This window comes from Streptomyces sp. NPDC048291 (assembly GCF_043201715.1).
Classification (GTDB): domain Bacteria; phylum Actinomycetota; class Actinomycetes; order Streptomycetales; family Streptomycetaceae; genus Streptomyces.
In genome coordinates this window covers 223,188-240,122 of sequence record NZ_JBICZC010000004.1, presented here as the reverse complement: position 1 = coordinate 240,122, position 16,935 = coordinate 223,188, and the positions used below count along the sequence as shown (strand labels likewise).

Below are 16,935 nucleotides of genomic sequence, written 5' to 3'. Positions count from 1 at the left end.
CCGGCAGGTGATCAAGCCCGGCCCGCGCCGTGATACGGTTGAACCACAACGGCGCGGGGTGGAGCAGCTCGGTAGCTCGCTGGGCTCATAACCCAGAGGTCGCAGGTTCAAATCCTGTCCCCGCTACTGAAGTCGAAGGCCCGGATCCTCTTGGGATCCGGGCCTTCGCGCGTGCGCGGACAGTCGGACCTCCCCCGATGTCCGGCCGAACGGCTCCCGGTGTCCGGACGGGCGGCGAACGCATGTACCGACGGCCGGGTCGCCGTGCCGCTGTGGGGAGTTGGCGGAGATGTGTTTGACTTGTCGTTCTGTGGGCATGTCGACAAAACGCTGAAGTGACCTCACGGTCTGCGGTATACGTGGTGTACCCAGGTTGCAGGTGGTGCGACGATGAACGTTATGGGGGACAAGGCAACTCTGTTCGAGACAGGGCGATTTGTGCAGCCTTCGGGCGAGGAGCCGACCCGCGACGAGGCCGCTGAGGAGGCACGTCACCTCATCCAGGCCGAGGCCGGTGACGTCGAGTCGATGAGTGTGCTCGGCGCCATGCTGCTGCGCCGTGGCGACCTCGACGGAGCCGAGCCCCGGCTGCGCGCGGCCACCGCCGCCGGCGACCGGGCCGCCGCCAACAACCTCGGTGTGCTGCTGCACCAGCGCGGCTACCCCGAGGAGGCCGCCGGCTGGTGGCGGATCGCCGCCGTCGCCGGATCGGCCGCCGCCGCCCACGCGCTGGGCCGCCACCACCGCGAACGCGGCGACGAACCCGCCGCCGAGTACTGGCTGCGCCAGTCCGCCGAACAGGGCCACGCGCTCGGCGCGTACGCGCTGGCCGACCTGCTGGAGCACCGTGGGGACACGGACGCCGGACAGTGGATGCGGGCCGCCGCCGAGCGCGGGCACCGGGAGGCGGCCTACCGGCTGGCGCGCGCACTCGACCGCAAGACGGCCGTGAACGAGGGCGAGACCGGGGCCGACAACGGTGTCGACACGGAGCCCGCCGCGCCCGCCGCGAACGTCGGGGTCGCTGGGACCGCCGGGACCGTCGCAGGGGCCGCGGAGGCCGCCGAGGCCGAGCAGTGGTACCGGCAGGCCGCCGCCCGCGGCCACCGGCGGGCCGCGCTGCACCTCGGCGCGATCCTGGAGAGGCGCGGCCGGCTCAAGGAGGCCGGGCGCTGGTACCTGACCTCCGCCAAGGACGGCGAGGCCAGGGCCGCCTGCGCGCTCGGCTTCCTGCTGCGTGACGCCGGGGACACCGAGAGCGCCGCCGTGTGGTGGCTGCGCGCCGCGCAGGACGGCGACGGCAACGCGGCGAACGCGCTCGGCGCGCTGCACGCCGAACGCGGCGAGACGCAGACCGCCGAGCGCTGGTACCGGGCGGCGATGGACGCAGGCGACGACAACGGGGCGTACAACCTCGCCCTGCTCTGCGTCGAGCAGGGACGGACCGCGCAGGCCGAGCAGTGGTACCGGCGGGCCGCGTACGCCGGACACCGCGAGGCCGCCAACGCGCTCGCCGTCCTGCTGCTCCAGGTCGGCGACACGAGCGGCGCCGAGCCGTGGTTCTCCAAGGCCGCCGAGGCGGGCAGCGTGGACGCCGCGTTCAACCTCGGGATCCTCTACGCCGGGCGCGGCGAGGACCGGGTGGCCCTGCGCTGCTACGAGCGGGCGGCCGCCGCCGGGCACACGGAGGCGGCCCTCCAGGTCGGCATCGCCCGGCTCCGCGAGGGCGACGAGGCGACGGCCGAGCGCCATCTGCGGTGCGCGGCGGGCGGCGGCAGCGCCGAGGCCGCCTACCGGCTCGCCGCGGTCCTCGACGCACGCCGTCCCGCGGTCTCCGAGCACGAGCTCGGGGAGTCGTCCCTGAACGTGAAGACCGAGTGCGAGGAGTGGTACGAGCGGGCCGCCACGCAGGGGCACCGGCGGGCCCAGGTGCGGGTCGGGATGCTGGCCGCCGCGCGCGGGGACGTCGTGGAGGCGGCGCGCTGGTACCGGACGGCGGCAGAGGCCGGGTCGCGCAACGGCGCGTTCAACCTCGGGCTGCTGCTGGCCCGGGAGGGCAGCGAGCCGGAGGCGGCCGTGTGGTGGGAGCGGGCCGCCGACGCGGGGCACGGGCGGGCGGCGTTGCGGCTCGCCCTGGTCTACGCGCGTCGTGGCGAGCTCGCGGTGGGACAGCGGTGGGCCGACCGGGCGGTGGCGCTGGGTCCCGCGGAGGTGACCGAACGGGCGGGGCGGCTCCGGGACGCCCTGCGGGAGGAGCTGTCGGCGTAGGCCGGGCGTTCTCGCAGGTCGTTCTCGCAGGTCAGGGCGGTAGACCGGTATTGATTTGCCTCCGCCCGCGTCCCTCACGTAGTGTTGCATTCATCGACGCGGGGTGGAGCAGCTCGGTAGCTCGCTGGGCTCATAACCCAGAGGTCGCAGGTTCAAATCCTGTCCCCGCTACTGAAGGCCGAGGGCCGGAATCCGGAAACGGATTCCGGCCCTCGGCTTTTTGCGGCCCGGCGCACGACAAAGGCCCCGGTGCTCATCGCGAGCGCCGGGGCCTTCGGGAAAGTTCGTTCGTCGGAGTCAGACGGCCGTCGCGCAGTCCGGGCACAGGCCGCGGTAGGTCACCTCGACGTCGGAGACCGTGAAGCCGAACCGCTCCGAGGCGGGGAGGTCGGCCATCGGGTTGCCGGTCGGGTGGACGTCGCGGATCGAGCCGCAGCGGGCGCAGACCAGGTGATGGTGCGGCCGGTGCGCGTTCGGGTCGTACCGCTTGGCGCGCTTGTCCGTCGAGACCTCGATGACCTCGCCGAGCGAGACCAGCTCACCCAGCGTGTTGTAGACGGTCGCCCGGGAGATCTCGGGCAGCTTGGCCACCGCCCTGGAGTGCACCTCGTCGGCCGTCAGATGGACGTGCTCGCCGTCGAGTACCTCGGCCACGACGCGTCGCTGCGCGGTCATCCGCCATCCGCGTCCACGCAGCCGTTCCAGAAGGTCACTCATGGCATTCAGCCTAACAGCAGGGGCTCCTTTTTCCGAACAGGTGTGACTTTGGAACTCTGCTTGACTTGGACTAAGTCCAAGGCGGAGCGGGGTTCGGGTCGGCGAAGCGGGGCGGGCCGGATCCCCGGGAGGCCGGGGTCCGGCCCGGTCGGCGTGCCGGGAGGCGCTAGACGGGTTGCGGCGCGCGGGCCGGGGCCCAGCACCGGATGATGTCGCGGACCGAGACGATGCCGGCGGGCTCGCCGCCGTCCAGGACGATCAGATGGCGGAAGCCGCCGTGCGCCATCGCCCGGGCCGCCTCCTCCAGTGTCCAGGTCGGGGTGGCGAACACGACGTCGTTGGTGGTGTGGGCGTGGATGGGCTCCGTGTCGGGGTTCTGGCCGAGGCCCACGGAGTTGAGGATGTCGCGTTCGGTCAGGATTCCGATGCCGCCTGCGTCCGGGTCGTGGACGATCGCCGCGCCCACGCGGCGCGCGGACATCAGGGCGGCTGCCTGGCGGAGGGTGTGGGCGGGGCCGACGGTGAGGACCACCGTGCTCATGGCGTCACGGACGAGCATGAAAGTGCCACCTCCTAGGGAAATCGCCGGGATAGTTCAGCGATTCACAAATGCACAAGTGAGGGTTCTCTCAGGGTGGCAGGTAAAGCACGGGTCAACAAGGGGGTGCGTGCAGCCAATTGAGGGCGCACGCGCTCATATGTGAGGGGAGCGGTGCGCCCGTTTGGGCCCGTTGTGCCTCAGAAGACCGTTTCAGTAACGCTGGGTGAGGTACGACAGCAGCTCGTCGTGGAGGTGGCCGTTGGACGCCGCCGCGTTGCCGCTGTGCGGGCCCGGACGGCCGTCGAGGCCGGTGAAGGTGCCGCCGGCCTCCGTCACCACGATCGCGTTGGCCGCCATGTCCCACAGGGACAGCTCCGGCTCGGCGCAGATGTCCACGGATCCCTCGGCGACCATCATGTACGGCCAGAAGTCGCCGTACGCGCGCGTGCGCCACACCTCGCGGGTGAGGTCCAGGAAGCTGTTCAGTTGTCCGCGCTCCTCCCAGCCGCCGAGCGAGGAGTACGCGAAGGAGGCGTCGGCCAGCTTCGAGACATTGGAGACGCGCAGGCGGGACGCCGAGGACAGGCTGCGGCCGGCGAAGGCGCCGTGACCCTTCGCGGCCCACCAGCGGCGGCCGAGCGCGGGGGCGGAGACCAGGCCGACGACCGGCTGATAGCCGCCCTCGGCCGCCTCCGTCAGGGAGATCAGGGTCGCCCAGACCGGGACGCCGCGTACGTAGTTCTTGGTGCCGTCGATCGGGTCGACCACCCAGCGGCGCGGTCCTGTGCCCTCGATGCCGTACTCCTCGCCGAGGATCGCGTCCCGTGGCCGGGCGCGCTGCAACTGGCTGCGGATCAGTTCCTCGGCGGCCTTGTCCGCCTCGCTCACCGGGGTCATGTCCGGCTTGGTCTCGACCTTGAGGTCGAGCGCCTTGAAGCGTTCCATGGTCACGGCGTCGGCCGCGTCCGCGAGTACGTGGGCGAGACGCAGGTCATCAAGGTAGTCCGGCATGTGACGAACGGTATCTGCCGGGGTGGGCGCGGGGCTACAAGGGGACGCCGGGTGATGCGGGCAAGTGATCGGGCGGTGACCTCCGTTGACCTCCGGCAGACCTGCGGCGCGCCCGCGCGTGTTGGCCGAAGGGCGCCCCCCGGTGCCTTCGCGAACCCTTGACAGTCGATTCGTGCGCGTCAAATCTGGGCGCAGAGTCGCTCGCCCCAGGGAGGCGATGATGCCTGCAGCCCGGGAATCCCTTCTGGACGCCGCGTACGCGGCACTTGCGCGCCGGCCGTGGGCGGCCGTGCGGATGGTCGACGTGGCGGCGGCTGCCGGGGTGTCCCGGCAGACGCTGTACAACGAGTTCGGCAGCAAGGAAGGCCTGGCGAGGGCGCTGGTGCGCAGGGAGGCCGACGGGTATCTCGCCGGGGTGGAAAGGGCGTTGGGGAGCCATACCGAGGTGCGGGAGCGCCTTACGGCGACGGCCGAGTGGATGGCGGTGGCCGCACGGGAGAACGTGCTGGTACGGGCGATGCTCACGGGGTGCTGGAGCGAGCGGTTGCCGTCGCCGACGCTGTCCGCGGTGCTGTCGTCCTCGGCGGTGCCGGCGCAGCGGAGGGCGGACGGGCCGTTGCCTTCTCCCGGGGACTTCGTGGAGATCGTGCGGGACCGGGCGGTGGCGGCGCTGTCCGGGGCGGGGGCCGGGAAGGGGAACGGTGAGCTGGCCCGGTCGTGCGAGTTGGTGGTGCGGCTGGCGTTGTCCTGTGTCGCGGCGCCGCCGGGGGAGGGGGCGGGTGGGGTGGCGGAGTTGGTGCGCGGGGCGCTTTACCGGCAGCCGGTGTGAGGGCGGCGGGAGGGGTGGTGCGGGCCGTGCGTATCCGCGGCTGGGTGGGGGCTTGTCGCGCAGTTCCCCGCGCCCCTTGGGTGAGCCGTTGTGCTGTGGGCTGTGTGGTGCTGGTCGCGCCCGCGCGGCGGAGTCGTGTATCGGATACGGCCCCGCGCCCCTTGGGTGAGCTGTTGTGCTGTGGGCTGTGTAGTGCTGGTCGCGTCTGCGCGGCGGAGCGCCCCTGACGGGGCGCTTCAGTGAGCGGAGCCGGACAGCTGGAGGCCGATCACGCCCGCGATGACCAGGCTGATGGAGATGATCTTGAGGGTGGAGACGAGGTCGCCCAGGAAGACCATGCCGTAGATGGCCGTGCCCGCCGCGCCGATGCCGGTCCAGACCGCGTAGGCCGGGCCCACGTCGAGTTTCTTCAGGGACAGGGTCAGCAGGCCGAAGCTGCCCAGGGCGAAGGAGGCGAAGGCTATCGTCGGCCATAGTCGGGTGAAGCCGTGGGAGAGTTTGAGACACACGGCGAAGCCGGTCTCCAGGATCCCGGCCACGATCACCAGCAGCCACGCCATGTGCTGTCCTCCCGTATGTCCAGCTCGGTGCGATTATGCACTTACCGAACTCCGGTCAAGACAAACACCCCGGTGGTCAGTCGCCTTCCTTGCGGTCCCTGGTGGCCAGCAGCCGCCGCAGCGAGTAGAGGCGGGCCGGGTCCGCGTGACCCTCGGCGACCCACTGGTCCAGCGCGCAGTCCGGCTCGTCGTGGCTGCACGCGCGCGGGCAGTTCTCGGTGCCGGGCTCCAGGTCGGGGAAGGCGTGGATCACCCGGGACGGGTCGATGTGGGCCAGGCCGAAGGAGCGGACACCGGGGGTGTCCACGACCCAGCCCCCGTCGTCGGCCAGCGGGAGCGCCAGCGCGGAGGTCGTGGTGTGGCGGCCCCGGCCGGTCACCGCGTTGACGTGACCGGTCGTCCGCCGCCGGTCCTCCGGGACCAGCGCGTTCACCAGGGTCGTCTTGCCGACGCCCGAGTGGCCGACGAACGCCGTGATCTTGCCGCCGAGAAGGTCCTGGACCCGGCGGGCGGCCTCCCCCGCCGCCAGCTCCTCACGGCTCGTGACCACGTACGGGATCTCCAGGTCGCCGTAGAGCTCCAGGAGCTTGTCCGGCGGGGCCAGGTCCGACTTGGTCATGACCAGCAGGGGGGTGAGCCCGCCGTCGTAGGCCGCCACCAGGCAGCGGTCGATCAGGCGGGGGCGGGGCTCGGGGTCGGCCAGGGCGGTGACGATCGCCAGCTGGTCGGCGTTGGCGACGACCACCCGCTCGAACGGGTCGTCGTCGTCGGCGGTCCGCCGCAGCACGGACGAGCGGTCCTCGATGCGCACGATCCGGGCCAGGGTGTCCTTCTTGCCGGACAGGTCGCCGACCAGGGCCACCCGGTCGCCCACCACCGCGGCCTTGCGGCCCAGCTCGCGGGCCTTCATCGCGAGGATCGTCCTGTCCTCGACCAGACAGGTCAGCCGGCCCCGGTCGACGGTGAGGACCATTCCCTCGGCCGCGTCCTCGTGCTTGGGGCGGATGTTGGTCCGCGGCCGGTTGCCCTTGCGGTTGGGGCGGGCGCGGATGTCGTCCTCGTCGGTGTGCTTGCCGTAGCGGCGCATGTCGTACGCCCCTATGCCCCGTCGCTCCCGAGCATCCCGGTCCACAGGTCGGGGAAGTCCGGCAGGGTCTTCGCCGTCGTCGCCACGTTCTCGATCTGCACGTCGGCCACGGCCAGGCCGATGATCGCACCGGCCGTCGCCATGCGGTGGTCCTCGTAGGTGTGGAAGACGCCGCCGTGCAGCCGGCGCGGGTGGATGCGCAGGCCGTCGGCGGTCTCGGTGACGTCGCCGCCGAGTTCGTTGATCTCCTTGGTGAGCGCGGCCAGCCGGTCCGTCTCGTGCAGCCGCAGGTGGGCGACCCCGCGCAGGGTGGAGGGGGTGTCCGCGAGGGCGGCGACCGCCGCGATGCCGGGGGTCAGCTCGCCGACGTCACCCAGGTCGACATCGATGCCGTGGATCCGGCCCGAGCCGGTGAACTCCAGGCCGTACTCGGTCAGTTCGCAGGAACCGCCCATCTCGGTGAAGATCTCGCGCAGCCGGTCGCCCGGCTGGGTGGTCCGGGACGGCCAGTCCGGGATCACGACCCTGCCGCCCGTCACCAGGGCCGCGGCCAGGAAGGGCTGGGCGTTGGAGAGGTCCGGCTCGACGGTCAGGTCGCGGCCGAGCAGGGCGCCGGGCGTGACCCGCCAGACGTTCGGCTCGCCGCCCGACTCGGGGGTGTCCACCTGGGCGCCCACCGCGCGCAGCATGTCGACGGTCATCCGGATGTGCGGGAGGGAGGGGAGGCTGCGGCCGGTGTGGCGGACCTCGACCCCCTGGTTGAAGCGCGGGCCGGAGAGCAGGAGGGCCGACACGAACTGGGACGAGGACGAGGCGTCGATGGACACCGGGCCGCCGTCCAGGGCGCCGCTGCCGTGCACGGTGAGGGGGAGCGCGCCGCGGCCGTCGTCGTCGATGCGGGCGCCGAGGACGCGCAGGGCGTCGATCACGCCGTGCAGGGGGCGCTCGTACGAACGGGGGTCGCCGTCGAAGCGGATGTCGCCCGAGGCGAGGGTGGCGACGGGCGGGAGGAAGCGCATCACCGTGCCGGCGTTGCCGACGTCGACGGTGGCGGGGCCGCGGAGGCCCGCGGGGAGCACGCGCCAGGCCTCGCCGGAGCCGTCGGGGCCCACGCCCTCGTCGATGCCGACGCCCATCGCGCGCAGGGCGCCGGCCATCAGCAGGGTGTCGCGGGAGCGGAGGGGGCGGCGCAGCCAGCCGGGTTCGGAGGCGAGGGCGGCGAGGACGAGGGCGCGGTTGGTGACCGACTTGGACCCCGGCACGTGAACCGTCGCGTCGACGGCTCCGCGCGCGTGGGGGGCGGGCCAGAGGGCGGTTGGTGCGGTGGGGTTTGCGGCCATGGGGTCACTTTAGTGCCAGGGGGAGCCATCAGCCGGTGGGCGGCTGCGGCGCCGCTTCGCGGGCAGGCCGGTGGGTGAGTGCTGCGCCGTCGGGGCTGGTCGCGCAGTTCCCCGCGCCCCTGTGACGTCACCCCTTCGGGGCTTGTCACATCCCGAGCAGCCAGCGTCCCCCGCCGATCAGCGAGCACAGGGACACCGTGTGGAAGAGGAACAGCCATACGCCTGCCGGGAGATGGGTGAGCCTCGACAGTTGGTCGGCGTCCGAGTCGCCCGCGCCGCCGCGGGAGCGCTTCGCCTGGAGTTCGAAGGCCGGGCGGACGCCGCCGAGCAGCAGGAACCAGACCACCGCGTACGCGAACGCCGCCTGCACCTGCGGTCCGGCCAGCCAGGAGACCAGCAGGAAGGTGCCGCCCGTCAGGAAGACCGTGAGGACGCCGTACGCGTTGCGGATCATCACCAGCATCACGACCAGCAGGACCGTGGCGAGCCAGAGCAGCAGGGTGATGCGGCCGGCGCCGAGGAGGGCCGCGCCGCCGAGGCCGAGCAGCGGGGGAGCCGTGTAGCCGGCCGCCGCCGTGAGGATCATGCCGATGCCGTGCGGCTTGCCCCGGCTGAGCGTGAGGCCGCTGGTGTCGGAGTGCAGCCGGATGCCGGTCAGCTGGCGGCCGGTGAGCAGGGCGGTCAGGCCGTGGCCGCCCTCGTGCGCGATCGTGATGGCGTTGCGGGATATCCGCCACAGGTTGTGCGGGACGACCACCGCGACCGCGGCGGCCAGGGTCGCGAGCACCACCCACAGGTCGGGATCGGACTGGGTACCCGTCAGACGGTCCCAGAGGTCGGGCAGCGCGAGGGCGGCGAGGCTGTCCATGGTGCGGCGGTTGCTCCCTCTGGTCAGGCGGAGTCTGGCAGTGTTGCACGTATGTGCGGACGGTATGCATCCAGTCGTGGGCCCGAGGATCTCGCAGGAGTCTTTGAAATAGAGAAGTGGGAGCCCGAGGAGACCCTGGAGCCCGACTACAACGTGGCTCCGACCAAGGAGGTCTACGCCGTCCTCGACCGTCCGGTGAAAGACGCCGAGGACCGCCGTCCGGTTCGCCAGCTGCGCAGACTGAAGTGGGGGCTGGTGCCCTCCTGGGCCAAGACGCCCGAGGGCGGCGCCCGGATGATCAACGCGCGCGCGGAGACCGTGCACGAGAAGCCGTCGTACCGCCGCGCCTTCGCCACCCGCCGCTGCATCCTGCCCGCCGACGGCTACTACGAATGGGTCACCGCCCCGGAGGAGCGGGACCTGGAGGTCGAGGGGAAGAAGAAGCGGCCCCGCAAGCAGCCGTACTTCGTGCTGCCGGCCGACGGCTCGGTGTTCGCGATGGCCGGGCTGTACGAGTTCTGGCGGGACCGGACGCTGCCCGACGAGCACCCGCTGGCCTGGTGGGTGACGTGCTCGGTGATCACCACGGAGGCGGAGACCTCGCCGCTGGCCGTGGCGCCCGCGGAGGGGCCGCGGTCGCTGCACGACATCCACCCCCGGATGCCGCTGATGCTGACCCCGGACCGCTGGGACGCCTGGCTCGACCCGGCCCGCACCGACGTCGGGGACCTGCGCGCGCTGCTCGCCCCGCCGCCGGAGGGCCTGATGCGGGCCTACCCGGTCTCCACGGCGGTCAGCAACGTCCGCAACAACAGCCCGGAGCTGCTGAAGGAGCTGGAGGGGCCCGAGGAGGGCACGCTCTTCTGAGCGCTCCGCCGGACGGGCCGCGATCTGCCGTCTGGCCTCTGGCGTCTGCCGTCTGCCGTCTGGCGTCTGGCGGCCGCGGCGCCGTCGTGGCTGGTCGCGCAGTTCCCCGCGCCCCCTTCGGGACGCTGCCCTCTAGCCTTCTGCCGTGACTACGTCGAAGATCGTCGGTACGGAGGCGGGGGACGCCCGCATCACCTGGTACGAGGCGGAGCGGGCGCGGCTGGTGCTGGCCGTCGGGCATGGGGCGGGCGGGGGCGTCGAGGCGCGGGACCTGCAGGCCGTCGCCGCGGTGCTGCCCGGGCACGGCGTGACCGTCGCGCTCGTCGAGCAGCCCTGGCGGGTCGCCGGGAAGAAGCTCGCGCCGGCGCCGAAGACGCTCGACGTCGGCTGGCGCGGGGTGTGGCCCGCGCTCGCCGCGCCGGGGCTGCCGGTCGTGTCGGGCGGGCGCAGCGCCGGGGCCCGGGTCGCCTGCCGTACGGCGACGGAGCTGGCGGCGGCCGGCGTGCTCGCCCTCGGCTTTCCGCTGCACCCGCCGGGGAAGCCGGAGAAGTCGCGGGCCGGGGAGCTGCTCGGGGCCGGGGTGCCGACGCTCGTCGTGCAGGGCGGGAACGACCCGTTCGGGAAGCCGGCCGAATTCCCGGCGGGCGAGTACGAACTCGTCGAGGTGCCCCACGCGGATCACGGGTTCGCGGTGCCCAAAAAGGCCGAGATCGGTCCGGAACAGGCAGTGACTCTCATCACGGACGCGGTCGTCGCATGGACCGCGTCCCTCGGGTGACGCCCGGGAATGTTGCGCGACGGAACACTGTTGAGGCGGACAGAAGTGCTGGGACACCAGCGCCGACGCCGAAGGAGAGGAAGTCCGCCGCATGGGTTCGACCATCTGCCCGAGCCGTAGCAGCAGCGCTGACCTGGACTGGACGGTGCTGCACGCGGCCAAGACCGCTCCTATTCGAGCGGCGGCAGGCACGGGTCGTGTTCTATCCTCCGAGACGAGTGGGATCGGTTCTGGTCCTGCCCGGGATCTTGAGGAGGTGGGTCCGGTCACCGGTACCGACGCAGGGACCGACAACGGCCAGGCGGAGCTGCCCGAGGGCCAGGGCGTCAGCGCGGAGTCGACCTCGGAGCGCACCGCGCGCTTCGAGCGGGACGCGCTCGAATTCCTCGACCAGATGTATTCGGCCGCGCTGCGCATGACGCGTAACCCGGCCGACGCCGAGGACCTGGTGCAGGAGACCTACGCCAAGGCGTACGCGTCCTTCCACCAGTTCCGTGAGGGCACCAACCTCAAGGCCTGGCTGTACCGCATTCTCACGAACACCTTCATCAACTCGTACCGCAAGAAGCAGCGCGAACCCCAGCGCTCCGCGGCCGAGGAGATCGAGGACTGGCAGCTCGCCCGCGCCGAGTCGCACATGTCGACCGGCTTGCGCTCCGCGGAGTCGCAGGCGCTCGACCATCTGCCCGACTCGGACGTGAAGGAAGCGCTGCAGGCGATCCCCGAGGAATTCCGCATCGCCGTCTACCTTGCCGACGTAGAGGGCTTTGCCTACAAGGAGATCGCGGACATCATGGGGACACCCATCGGTACGGTGATGTCCCGGCTGCACCGGGGCCGCCGTCAACTGCGCGGCATGCTGGAGGACTACGCGCGTGAGCGCGGGCTCGTCCCGGCCGGCGCCGGAGAGTCGAACGAAGCGAAAGGCTCGGGCTCATGAGCTGCGGAGAGCCGCACGAGACGGACTGCAGTGAGGTACTCGATCATCTCTACGAGTTCCTCGACAGTGAGATGCCGGACGTCGATCGCGTCAAGTTCAAGCAGCACTTCGACGAGTGCTCCCCCTGCCTGGAGAAGTACGGGCTGGAGGAGGCCGTGAAGAAGCTGGTCAAGCGGTGCTGCGGGCATGACGACGTGCCCACCGACCTGCGGGCCAAGGTGCTGGGGCGGCTGGACCTGATCCGCTCCGGCCAGCCCGTCCCGGAACACGACGTCGCCGCTGCCCGGGCCGCCCAGCCCGCACCGGTCACGCCGGAGAGCTGACCGCGCGCCGAGCGGTTCCCGCCCCGGTGTCCTGTCACCCGAACGTGCTAATCCTCCGGTCATAAGCCCCCGGACCCTCCGGCTCCCGCCCTAGGCTCCGGAGCCTGGACAGGCATGGTCGGGGGAGGGGCGAGATGGAGGCGGTCCCGGTTCGGGTGCGCGCGTACGTGACCTGCGTCGCCCTCGCCGCCCTGCTCTGCCTGCTGCCGCTGCCCGGCCTGCGTACGCCCTGGTGGGCCGTAGCCCTCCTCGCCGCGCTGTACGCGGCCTGCGAGCACGTCGTACGGCGCCGTCTCGGCGGCACCTTCTACCCGGTGCTGCTCGCCGGTGCCTTCCTGCTGCCGCCGCCGGCCGCCGCGCTGGTACCGCTGCCGGGCGCGCTGCTCTCCCGGGCCGAGCAACGGCCGCAGGCGCTGCGCCGGATCTGGCGGGCCGCCGAGCTGGGACTCGCCGTGTGGGGCGCGGGGCGCGTGCACTGGGCGCTGGGCGGGCGGGACTCGGTGGTCGGCTGCGACTTCCCCTACGCGCTGCTGCCCTGCGCGGCAGCCGTCCTCGCCTTCTGCGTCGTTCTCGCGGTGCTGGACGGCGGGATCCTCGCGGTCACCGAGCGGGTTCCGGTCCGCCGGGCCTGGCGTGGTCTGCTCTCCCGCTCCCTCGCCCCGGTCGGGGTGCACGGGCTGGCCGGGCTGATGATGGCCGTGCTCTGGCGCAGCCCCTACGGTCCCGTCGCGGCACTGCTCGTCCTGCTGCCGATGTGCGTGTCCTGGTGGGTGTTCGCCCAGTACCACCGGGAGCGCGCCGCCCACCAGGCCACCATCCGCGCGCTCGTCCAGGCCGTCGACATCAAGGACGGGTACACCCGCGGGCACAGCGAGCGGGTCGGACAGGCCTCCGTGATGATCGCGCGCGAACTGGCCATGGACGACGACCGGGTGGAGGTGCTCCGCTTCGCCGGCATCCTCCACGACGTGGGAAAGCTGGGCGTCCCCACCCGGCTGCTCCGCAAGAACGGGCCGCTCACCCCGGAGGAACGGCGGATCATCGAACTGCACCCCGAGTACGGCCACGAGATGGTGCGCGGGATCTCCTTCCTAGGCGAGGCCCGCGCGGCGATCCTCCACCACCACGAGCGCATCGACGGCAGCGGCTACCCCTACGGACTGGCGGGCGGCCAGATCCCGGAGTCGGCCCGCGTGGTGGCCGTCGCCGACGCCTTCGACGCGATGACGTCGACGCGCTCCTACAGCAGGGCCCGGCCGGTCGAGGCCGCCGTGGCGGAGTTACGGCGGTGCGCGGGGCGGCACTTCGACGCCGGGATCGTCGACGCGCTGGCGCGAGCGCTGGCCCGACACGGCTGGCACCCGGCGGTCACCGCCGACGTCCGCCCACCGGATCCCGCCGCGCCGACCATTCCCTCCATCTCCGCCTCCGCCTCCGCCTCCCCGGCCGAGCCGCCCGAACCGCCCGAACCGCCGGGCCCGGCCCGCTCCGGTCCGCCCGGCGGTGACCGCGAGAGCGTCGGGCGAGGTGCCCCATGACGTCCGGAGCCCCGGCCTTCGCCCCGGGACCGGCGGGCAGTGGTAGTGGCAGTGGCACTGGCAGTGCCCGCGCCGGCGACGGCTTCGCCGGTCCGGCCGCGGCAGCCCCTCGCTCCCGCCGCCCCGCCGCGCTCGGCTGCATCCGCCTCGCCGCCCTGCTCCTCGCCCTCGGCTGTCTCGCCGGCACCCTCTGGGAAGGCCTCGACGACCGCGGCATCGCCCTCGCCTTCGGCGTCCTCGTCGGCATCGGCGAGTGGGCCCGGTGGACCGGCGCCGAGGTACGGGAGGCCGCCCCGCTCGGGGCCGCCGGCGGGCTCGCCTACGCGCTGCTCGGCGCCGACGCCGGGGCCGCTACCCACGACGGGGCCTTCCAGGTCGTCACCGTCGTCTGCGCGGCCTCGCTGCTCGGCAACGTCCCGCACATAGCCGACGGGCGGCGGCCCACCCTCGACCACCTCACGCGCCGCGTCCTCACCGTCGGCTTCGCCGCCGTCTGCTTCCAACCCCTCTACAGCAGGGGCGCGTTGGAGCACTGGAGCGGACCGGCGTACGCCCTGCTGCTGGTCGCGCTCCTCGTGCTCACCGCGCTGTGCGACGCCGTGCTCGCCGCCGCGCAGGCCCACGCGCGCACGGGCTGGCCGTTCGGACCGCTGCTCCGGGACGAGCTGCGCGGGCTGCTCGGCATCGGGTCCGCCGTCTGCGCCACCGGCGCGGTGATGGCGCTGGCCGTCGCCGTCGTCGGGCTGTGGGCACTGCCCGTGTTCTGCCTGCCCCTGCTCCTCACCCAGCTCTCCCTGCGCCGGTACGCGGCCGTCCGCGCCACCTACCGGCAGACCATCGCCTCGCTCGCCCGCGCCACCGAGATAGCGGGGTACACCCCGGCCGGGCACGCCCGCCGGGTCGCCACCCTGAGCCGGGCCGTCGGGCGGGACCTGGGGCTGTCCGGGGCGGAGCTCACCGTGCTGGAGTACGCGGCGCTCATGCACGACATCGGCCAGCTCAGCCTCGTCGACCCGGTGCCCGCCGGCGCCACCGCCGGGCTGCCGGCGGCGGAGCAGCGGCGGATAGCCCTGCTCGGCGGGGCCGTCGTACGGCAGACCGGGGTGGCCGCGGCGGTCGCCGTGGTCGTGGAGCGGCAGGCCGACCCGTACCGGGAGCAGCCGGTCGCCGCGCGGATCGTGCGGGCCGTCAACGCGTACGAGGAGAAGGCCCGGGATTCCGGGCCCGGCGGGCCGCTCACGGCACTGGAGGAGTTACGGCTGGCGACCGCCGGGGACTACGCTCCGGAGGTCGTGGAAGCCCTGGCCCGCGTGCTCTCCGGAGACTGTCTGACCTTGCGCGCGGCTGGGTAACCCATGGGTAATGAGCGGCCCTCCCGCCGTACGTGGTTGGATGCGAGGGAGAGGGTGATGTCCGGGGGCACAAGCCAGCCCACTGTGCGGAAATGGAACTGGCAGGCGGGAATCGTGAGGATCTTCGGCAAGGGACGGCACCGGCCCTCCGCCTCCTGGCGGCAGGCCACCGACCGCGCGTTCACGCTGATCGGCGACGGCCGGTACGAGGACGCGGGCGAGCTGCTGACGCGCGCCGCCGACCTGGAACCCTGGCTGTCGGAGTCCTGGTTCAACCTCGCCCTGCTGCACAAGTTCCGGCACGACTGGGAGCAGGCACGCGCGGCCGGCCTGCGGGCGGTGGCCCTCCTCGACCGGGAGACCGGCGCGCCGGACTGGTGGAACGTGGGCATCGCGGCGACCGCGCTGCAGGACTGGCCGCTGGCCCGGCGGGCCTGGCAGGCGTACGGGCTGCGGGTGCCGGGCGGCGCCACCGTCTCCGGTGAGCCGGACGGCATGGACCTGGGCAGTGCAGCGGTACGGCTGTCCCCGGAGGGGGAGGCCGAAGTGGTGTGGGGGCGGCGGCTCGACCCCGCCCGCATCGAGGTGCAGTCCATCCCGCTGCCCTCGTCCGGGCGGCGCTGGGGCGAGGTCGTCCTGCACGACGGGGTGCCGCACGGCGAGCGGACCACGGTGACCGGGCACGCGTACCCCGTCTTCGACGAGATCGAGCTGTGGGCGCCGTCGCCGGTGCCGACCTGGGTGGTGCTGCTGGAGGCGGCGACGGAGGCGGACCGGGACGCGCTGGAGCAGCTGGCGGGGGACGCCGGGTTCGCGGCGGAGGACTGGTCGTCGTCGGTGCGGTTGCTGTGCCGGATGTGTTCGGAGTCGCGGATGCCGTCGGACGAGGGGGACGGGGTGCATCTCGATCCCCACGACCACAGTGAGCCGGGGCATCCGGGGCCGTTGGGGCATCGGACGGACGGGCAGCTGTGGGTGCCGGAGCGGGAGTGCGGGATCGCCGCGCCGGCCGCGCTGGTGAGGGGGTTGCTGGACGGGTGGGTTGCGGACAGCCCCGATTCCAGGGATTGGCGGGATTTGGAAGAGGTTTGCTGAGGCCGTCGTTCAGCCGCCGCCTCGTTGTGGCTGGTCGCACAGTTCCCCGCGCCCCTTTGGGGCGCGTCCCTGGGCGCAGGCTGCCACGTACCCTGTATTCGCAATATCACCCCCGGTTTGTTTGAGGAAGGCATCGTCGGTCATGGCGCAGCAGGACACCGATCAGCAGCACGCGGGCGTGCTCCCCGTGGACGACGAGGGGTTCGTCGTCGACACCGAGGGGACCGAGGAGCGCGAGAACGCCTGGCGTGAGCGGGGGACGTCGCGGCCCATCACCGTCGTCGGGAACCCGGTGCTGCACAAGGAGTGCAAGGACGTCACCGACTTCGGGGCGGAGCTGGACCAGCTCGTCGCCGACATGTTCGCGAGCCAGCGGACCGCCGAGGGCGTCGGCCTCGCCGCCAACCAGATCGGTGTCGACCTGAAGGTCTTCGTCTACGACTGCCAGGACGACGAGGGCGCCCGGCACGTCGGTGTGGTGTGCAACCCGAAGCTGGTCGACCTGCCCGCAGAGAAGCGGCGGCTGGACGACAGCAACGAGGGATGCCTGTCGGTGCCCACCGCCTACGCCCCGCTCGCCCGCCCCGACTACGCCGAGGTCACCGGGCAGGACGAGAAGGGCAACCCGATCAAGGTCCGCGGCACCGGCTACTTCGCTCGGTGTTTGCAGCACGAGACCGACCACCTGTACGGCTACCTGTACATCGACCGGCTCTCCAAGCGCGAGCGCAAGGAGGCGCTGCGGCAGATGGCCGAGAACGAGCCTCGCTACCCCGTGGTCGCCAACGACTGAGACCCAGAAGGACAGTTGTGACGCCTGG

At 72.6% G+C, this 16,935-nt stretch carries 17 protein-coding genes and 2 tRNA genes; 12 read left to right on the top strand and 7 right to left on the bottom strand.

Annotated elements, in window-relative coordinates; all coding sequences use genetic code 11:
• Positions 1–52 precede the first annotated feature (52 nt).
• The 3 genes from ACGF5O_RS11985 (at position 53) to ACGF5O_RS11975 (ending at position 2,439) form a co-directional block, all read left to right on the top strand.
• Positions 53–126: transfer RNA gene (locus ACGF5O_RS11985), tRNA-Met, on the top strand.
• A gap of 264 nt (positions 127–390) precedes the next feature.
• Entirely contained in the window at positions 391–2,268 is a 1,878-nt protein-coding gene (locus ACGF5O_RS11980; protein ID WP_393809770.1) for a sel1 repeat family protein, read from the top strand.
• Positions 2,269–2,365: 97 nt separating this feature from the next.
• A tRNA-Met gene (locus ACGF5O_RS11975) sits at positions 2,366–2,439 on the top strand.
• A gap of 126 nt (positions 2,440–2,565) precedes the next feature.
• Here ACGF5O_RS11975 and ACGF5O_RS11970 read toward each other — a convergent pair.
• The 3 genes from ACGF5O_RS11970 to hisN form a co-directional block, all read right to left on the bottom strand.
• Positions 2,566–2,985: a Fur family transcriptional regulator gene (locus ACGF5O_RS11970; RefSeq protein ID WP_393809769.1), complete on the bottom strand. Its 420-nt coding sequence runs from the start codon at positions 2,983–2,985 to the stop codon at positions 2,566–2,568.
• A 166-nt stretch (positions 2,986–3,151) separates the two neighbouring features.
• Positions 3,152–3,544: a cyclic nucleotide-binding/CBS domain-containing protein gene (locus ACGF5O_RS11965; RefSeq protein ID WP_089098874.1), complete on the bottom strand. Its 393-nt coding sequence runs from the start codon at positions 3,542–3,544 to the stop codon at positions 3,152–3,154.
• Between the two features lie 192 nt (positions 3,545–3,736).
• Positions 3,737–4,537 (bottom strand): histidinol-phosphatase, encoded by an 801-nt coding sequence (gene hisN, locus ACGF5O_RS11960; RefSeq protein WP_393809768.1) that lies wholly within the window; start codon positions 4,535–4,537, stop codon positions 3,737–3,739.
• 217 nt (positions 4,538–4,754) lie between these two features.
• Between hisN and ACGF5O_RS11955 the strand changes: the two genes are divergently transcribed.
• Entirely contained in the window at positions 4,755–5,366 is a 612-nt protein-coding gene (locus ACGF5O_RS11955) for a TetR/AcrR family transcriptional regulator (protein ID WP_393809767.1), read from the top strand.
• Between the two features lie 236 nt (positions 5,367–5,602).
• Here the strand turns inward: ACGF5O_RS11955 and ACGF5O_RS11950 are convergent, their stop codons facing one another.
• From ACGF5O_RS11950 to ACGF5O_RS11935, 4 genes are all read right to left on the bottom strand, one after another.
• Complete coding sequence (locus ACGF5O_RS11950; RefSeq protein ID WP_093499187.1) at positions 5,603–5,926, bottom strand: multidrug efflux SMR transporter; 324 nt, start codon at positions 5,924–5,926, stop codon at positions 5,603–5,605.
• Positions 5,927–6,002: 76 nt separating this feature from the next.
• Positions 6,003–7,013 (bottom strand): ribosome small subunit-dependent GTPase A, encoded by a 1,011-nt coding sequence (rsgA, locus tag ACGF5O_RS11945; protein WP_393809766.1) that lies wholly within the window; start codon positions 7,011–7,013, stop codon positions 6,003–6,005.
• Positions 7,014–7,024: 11 nt separating this feature from the next.
• Positions 7,025–8,353, bottom strand: a complete 1,329-nt coding sequence (gene aroA / locus ACGF5O_RS11940) for a 3-phosphoshikimate 1-carboxyvinyltransferase (protein ID WP_393809765.1) — start codon at positions 8,351–8,353, stop codon at positions 7,025–7,027.
• Positions 8,354–8,498: 145 nt separating this feature from the next.
• Positions 8,499–9,221, bottom strand: coding sequence for a M50 family metallopeptidase (locus ACGF5O_RS11935; protein WP_393809764.1), 723 nt, complete (start codon positions 9,219–9,221; stop codon positions 8,499–8,501).
• A gap of 51 nt (positions 9,222–9,272) precedes the next feature.
• Between ACGF5O_RS11935 and ACGF5O_RS11930 the strand changes: the two genes are divergently transcribed.
• From ACGF5O_RS11930 to def, 8 genes are all read left to right on the top strand, one after another.
• On the top strand, positions 9,273–10,088 hold the full coding sequence (locus ACGF5O_RS11930; protein ID WP_393809763.1) for an SOS response-associated peptidase: 816 nt from the start codon (positions 9,273–9,275) through the stop codon (positions 10,086–10,088).
• Positions 10,089–10,233: 145 nt separating this feature from the next.
• A complete protein-coding gene (locus tag ACGF5O_RS11925; RefSeq protein WP_393809762.1) occupies positions 10,234–10,866 on the top strand; it encodes an alpha/beta family hydrolase in 633 nt (210 codons plus the stop codon).
• A gap of 256 nt (positions 10,867–11,122) precedes the next feature.
• Entirely contained in the window at positions 11,123–11,806 is a 684-nt protein-coding gene (gene sigR, locus ACGF5O_RS11920) for an RNA polymerase sigma factor SigR (RefSeq protein ID WP_189267612.1), read from the top strand.
• Positions 11,803–12,129, top strand: a complete 327-nt coding sequence (gene rsrA, locus ACGF5O_RS11915; RefSeq protein ID WP_393809761.1) for a mycothiol system anti-sigma-R factor — start codon at positions 11,803–11,805, stop codon at positions 12,127–12,129. Before sigR ends, rsrA begins: the two co-directional genes overlap by 4 nt.
• Before the next feature lie 134 nt (positions 12,130–12,263).
• Positions 12,264–13,667 carry an HD-GYP domain-containing protein gene (locus tag ACGF5O_RS11910; protein WP_393809760.1) on the top strand — a complete coding sequence of 468 codons (1,404 nt, stop codon included), beginning with the start codon at positions 12,264–12,266 and terminating at the stop codon, positions 13,665–13,667.
• Positions 13,664–15,019, top strand: a complete 1,356-nt coding sequence (locus ACGF5O_RS11905; RefSeq protein ID WP_393809759.1) for an HD-GYP domain-containing protein — start codon at positions 13,664–13,666, stop codon at positions 15,017–15,019. The genes ACGF5O_RS11910 and ACGF5O_RS11905 overlap by 4 nt, the downstream gene beginning before the upstream one ends.
• 114 nt (positions 15,020–15,133) lie before the next feature.
• Entirely contained in the window at positions 15,134–16,114 is a 981-nt protein-coding gene (locus tag ACGF5O_RS11900) for a tetratricopeptide repeat protein (protein WP_393809758.1), read from the top strand.
• Positions 16,115–16,256: 142 nt separating this feature from the next.
• Complete coding sequence (gene def / locus ACGF5O_RS11895; RefSeq protein ID WP_393809757.1) at positions 16,257–16,907, top strand: peptide deformylase; 651 nt, start codon at positions 16,257–16,259, stop codon at positions 16,905–16,907.
• The last annotated feature ends 28 nt before the right edge of the window (positions 16,908–16,935 follow it).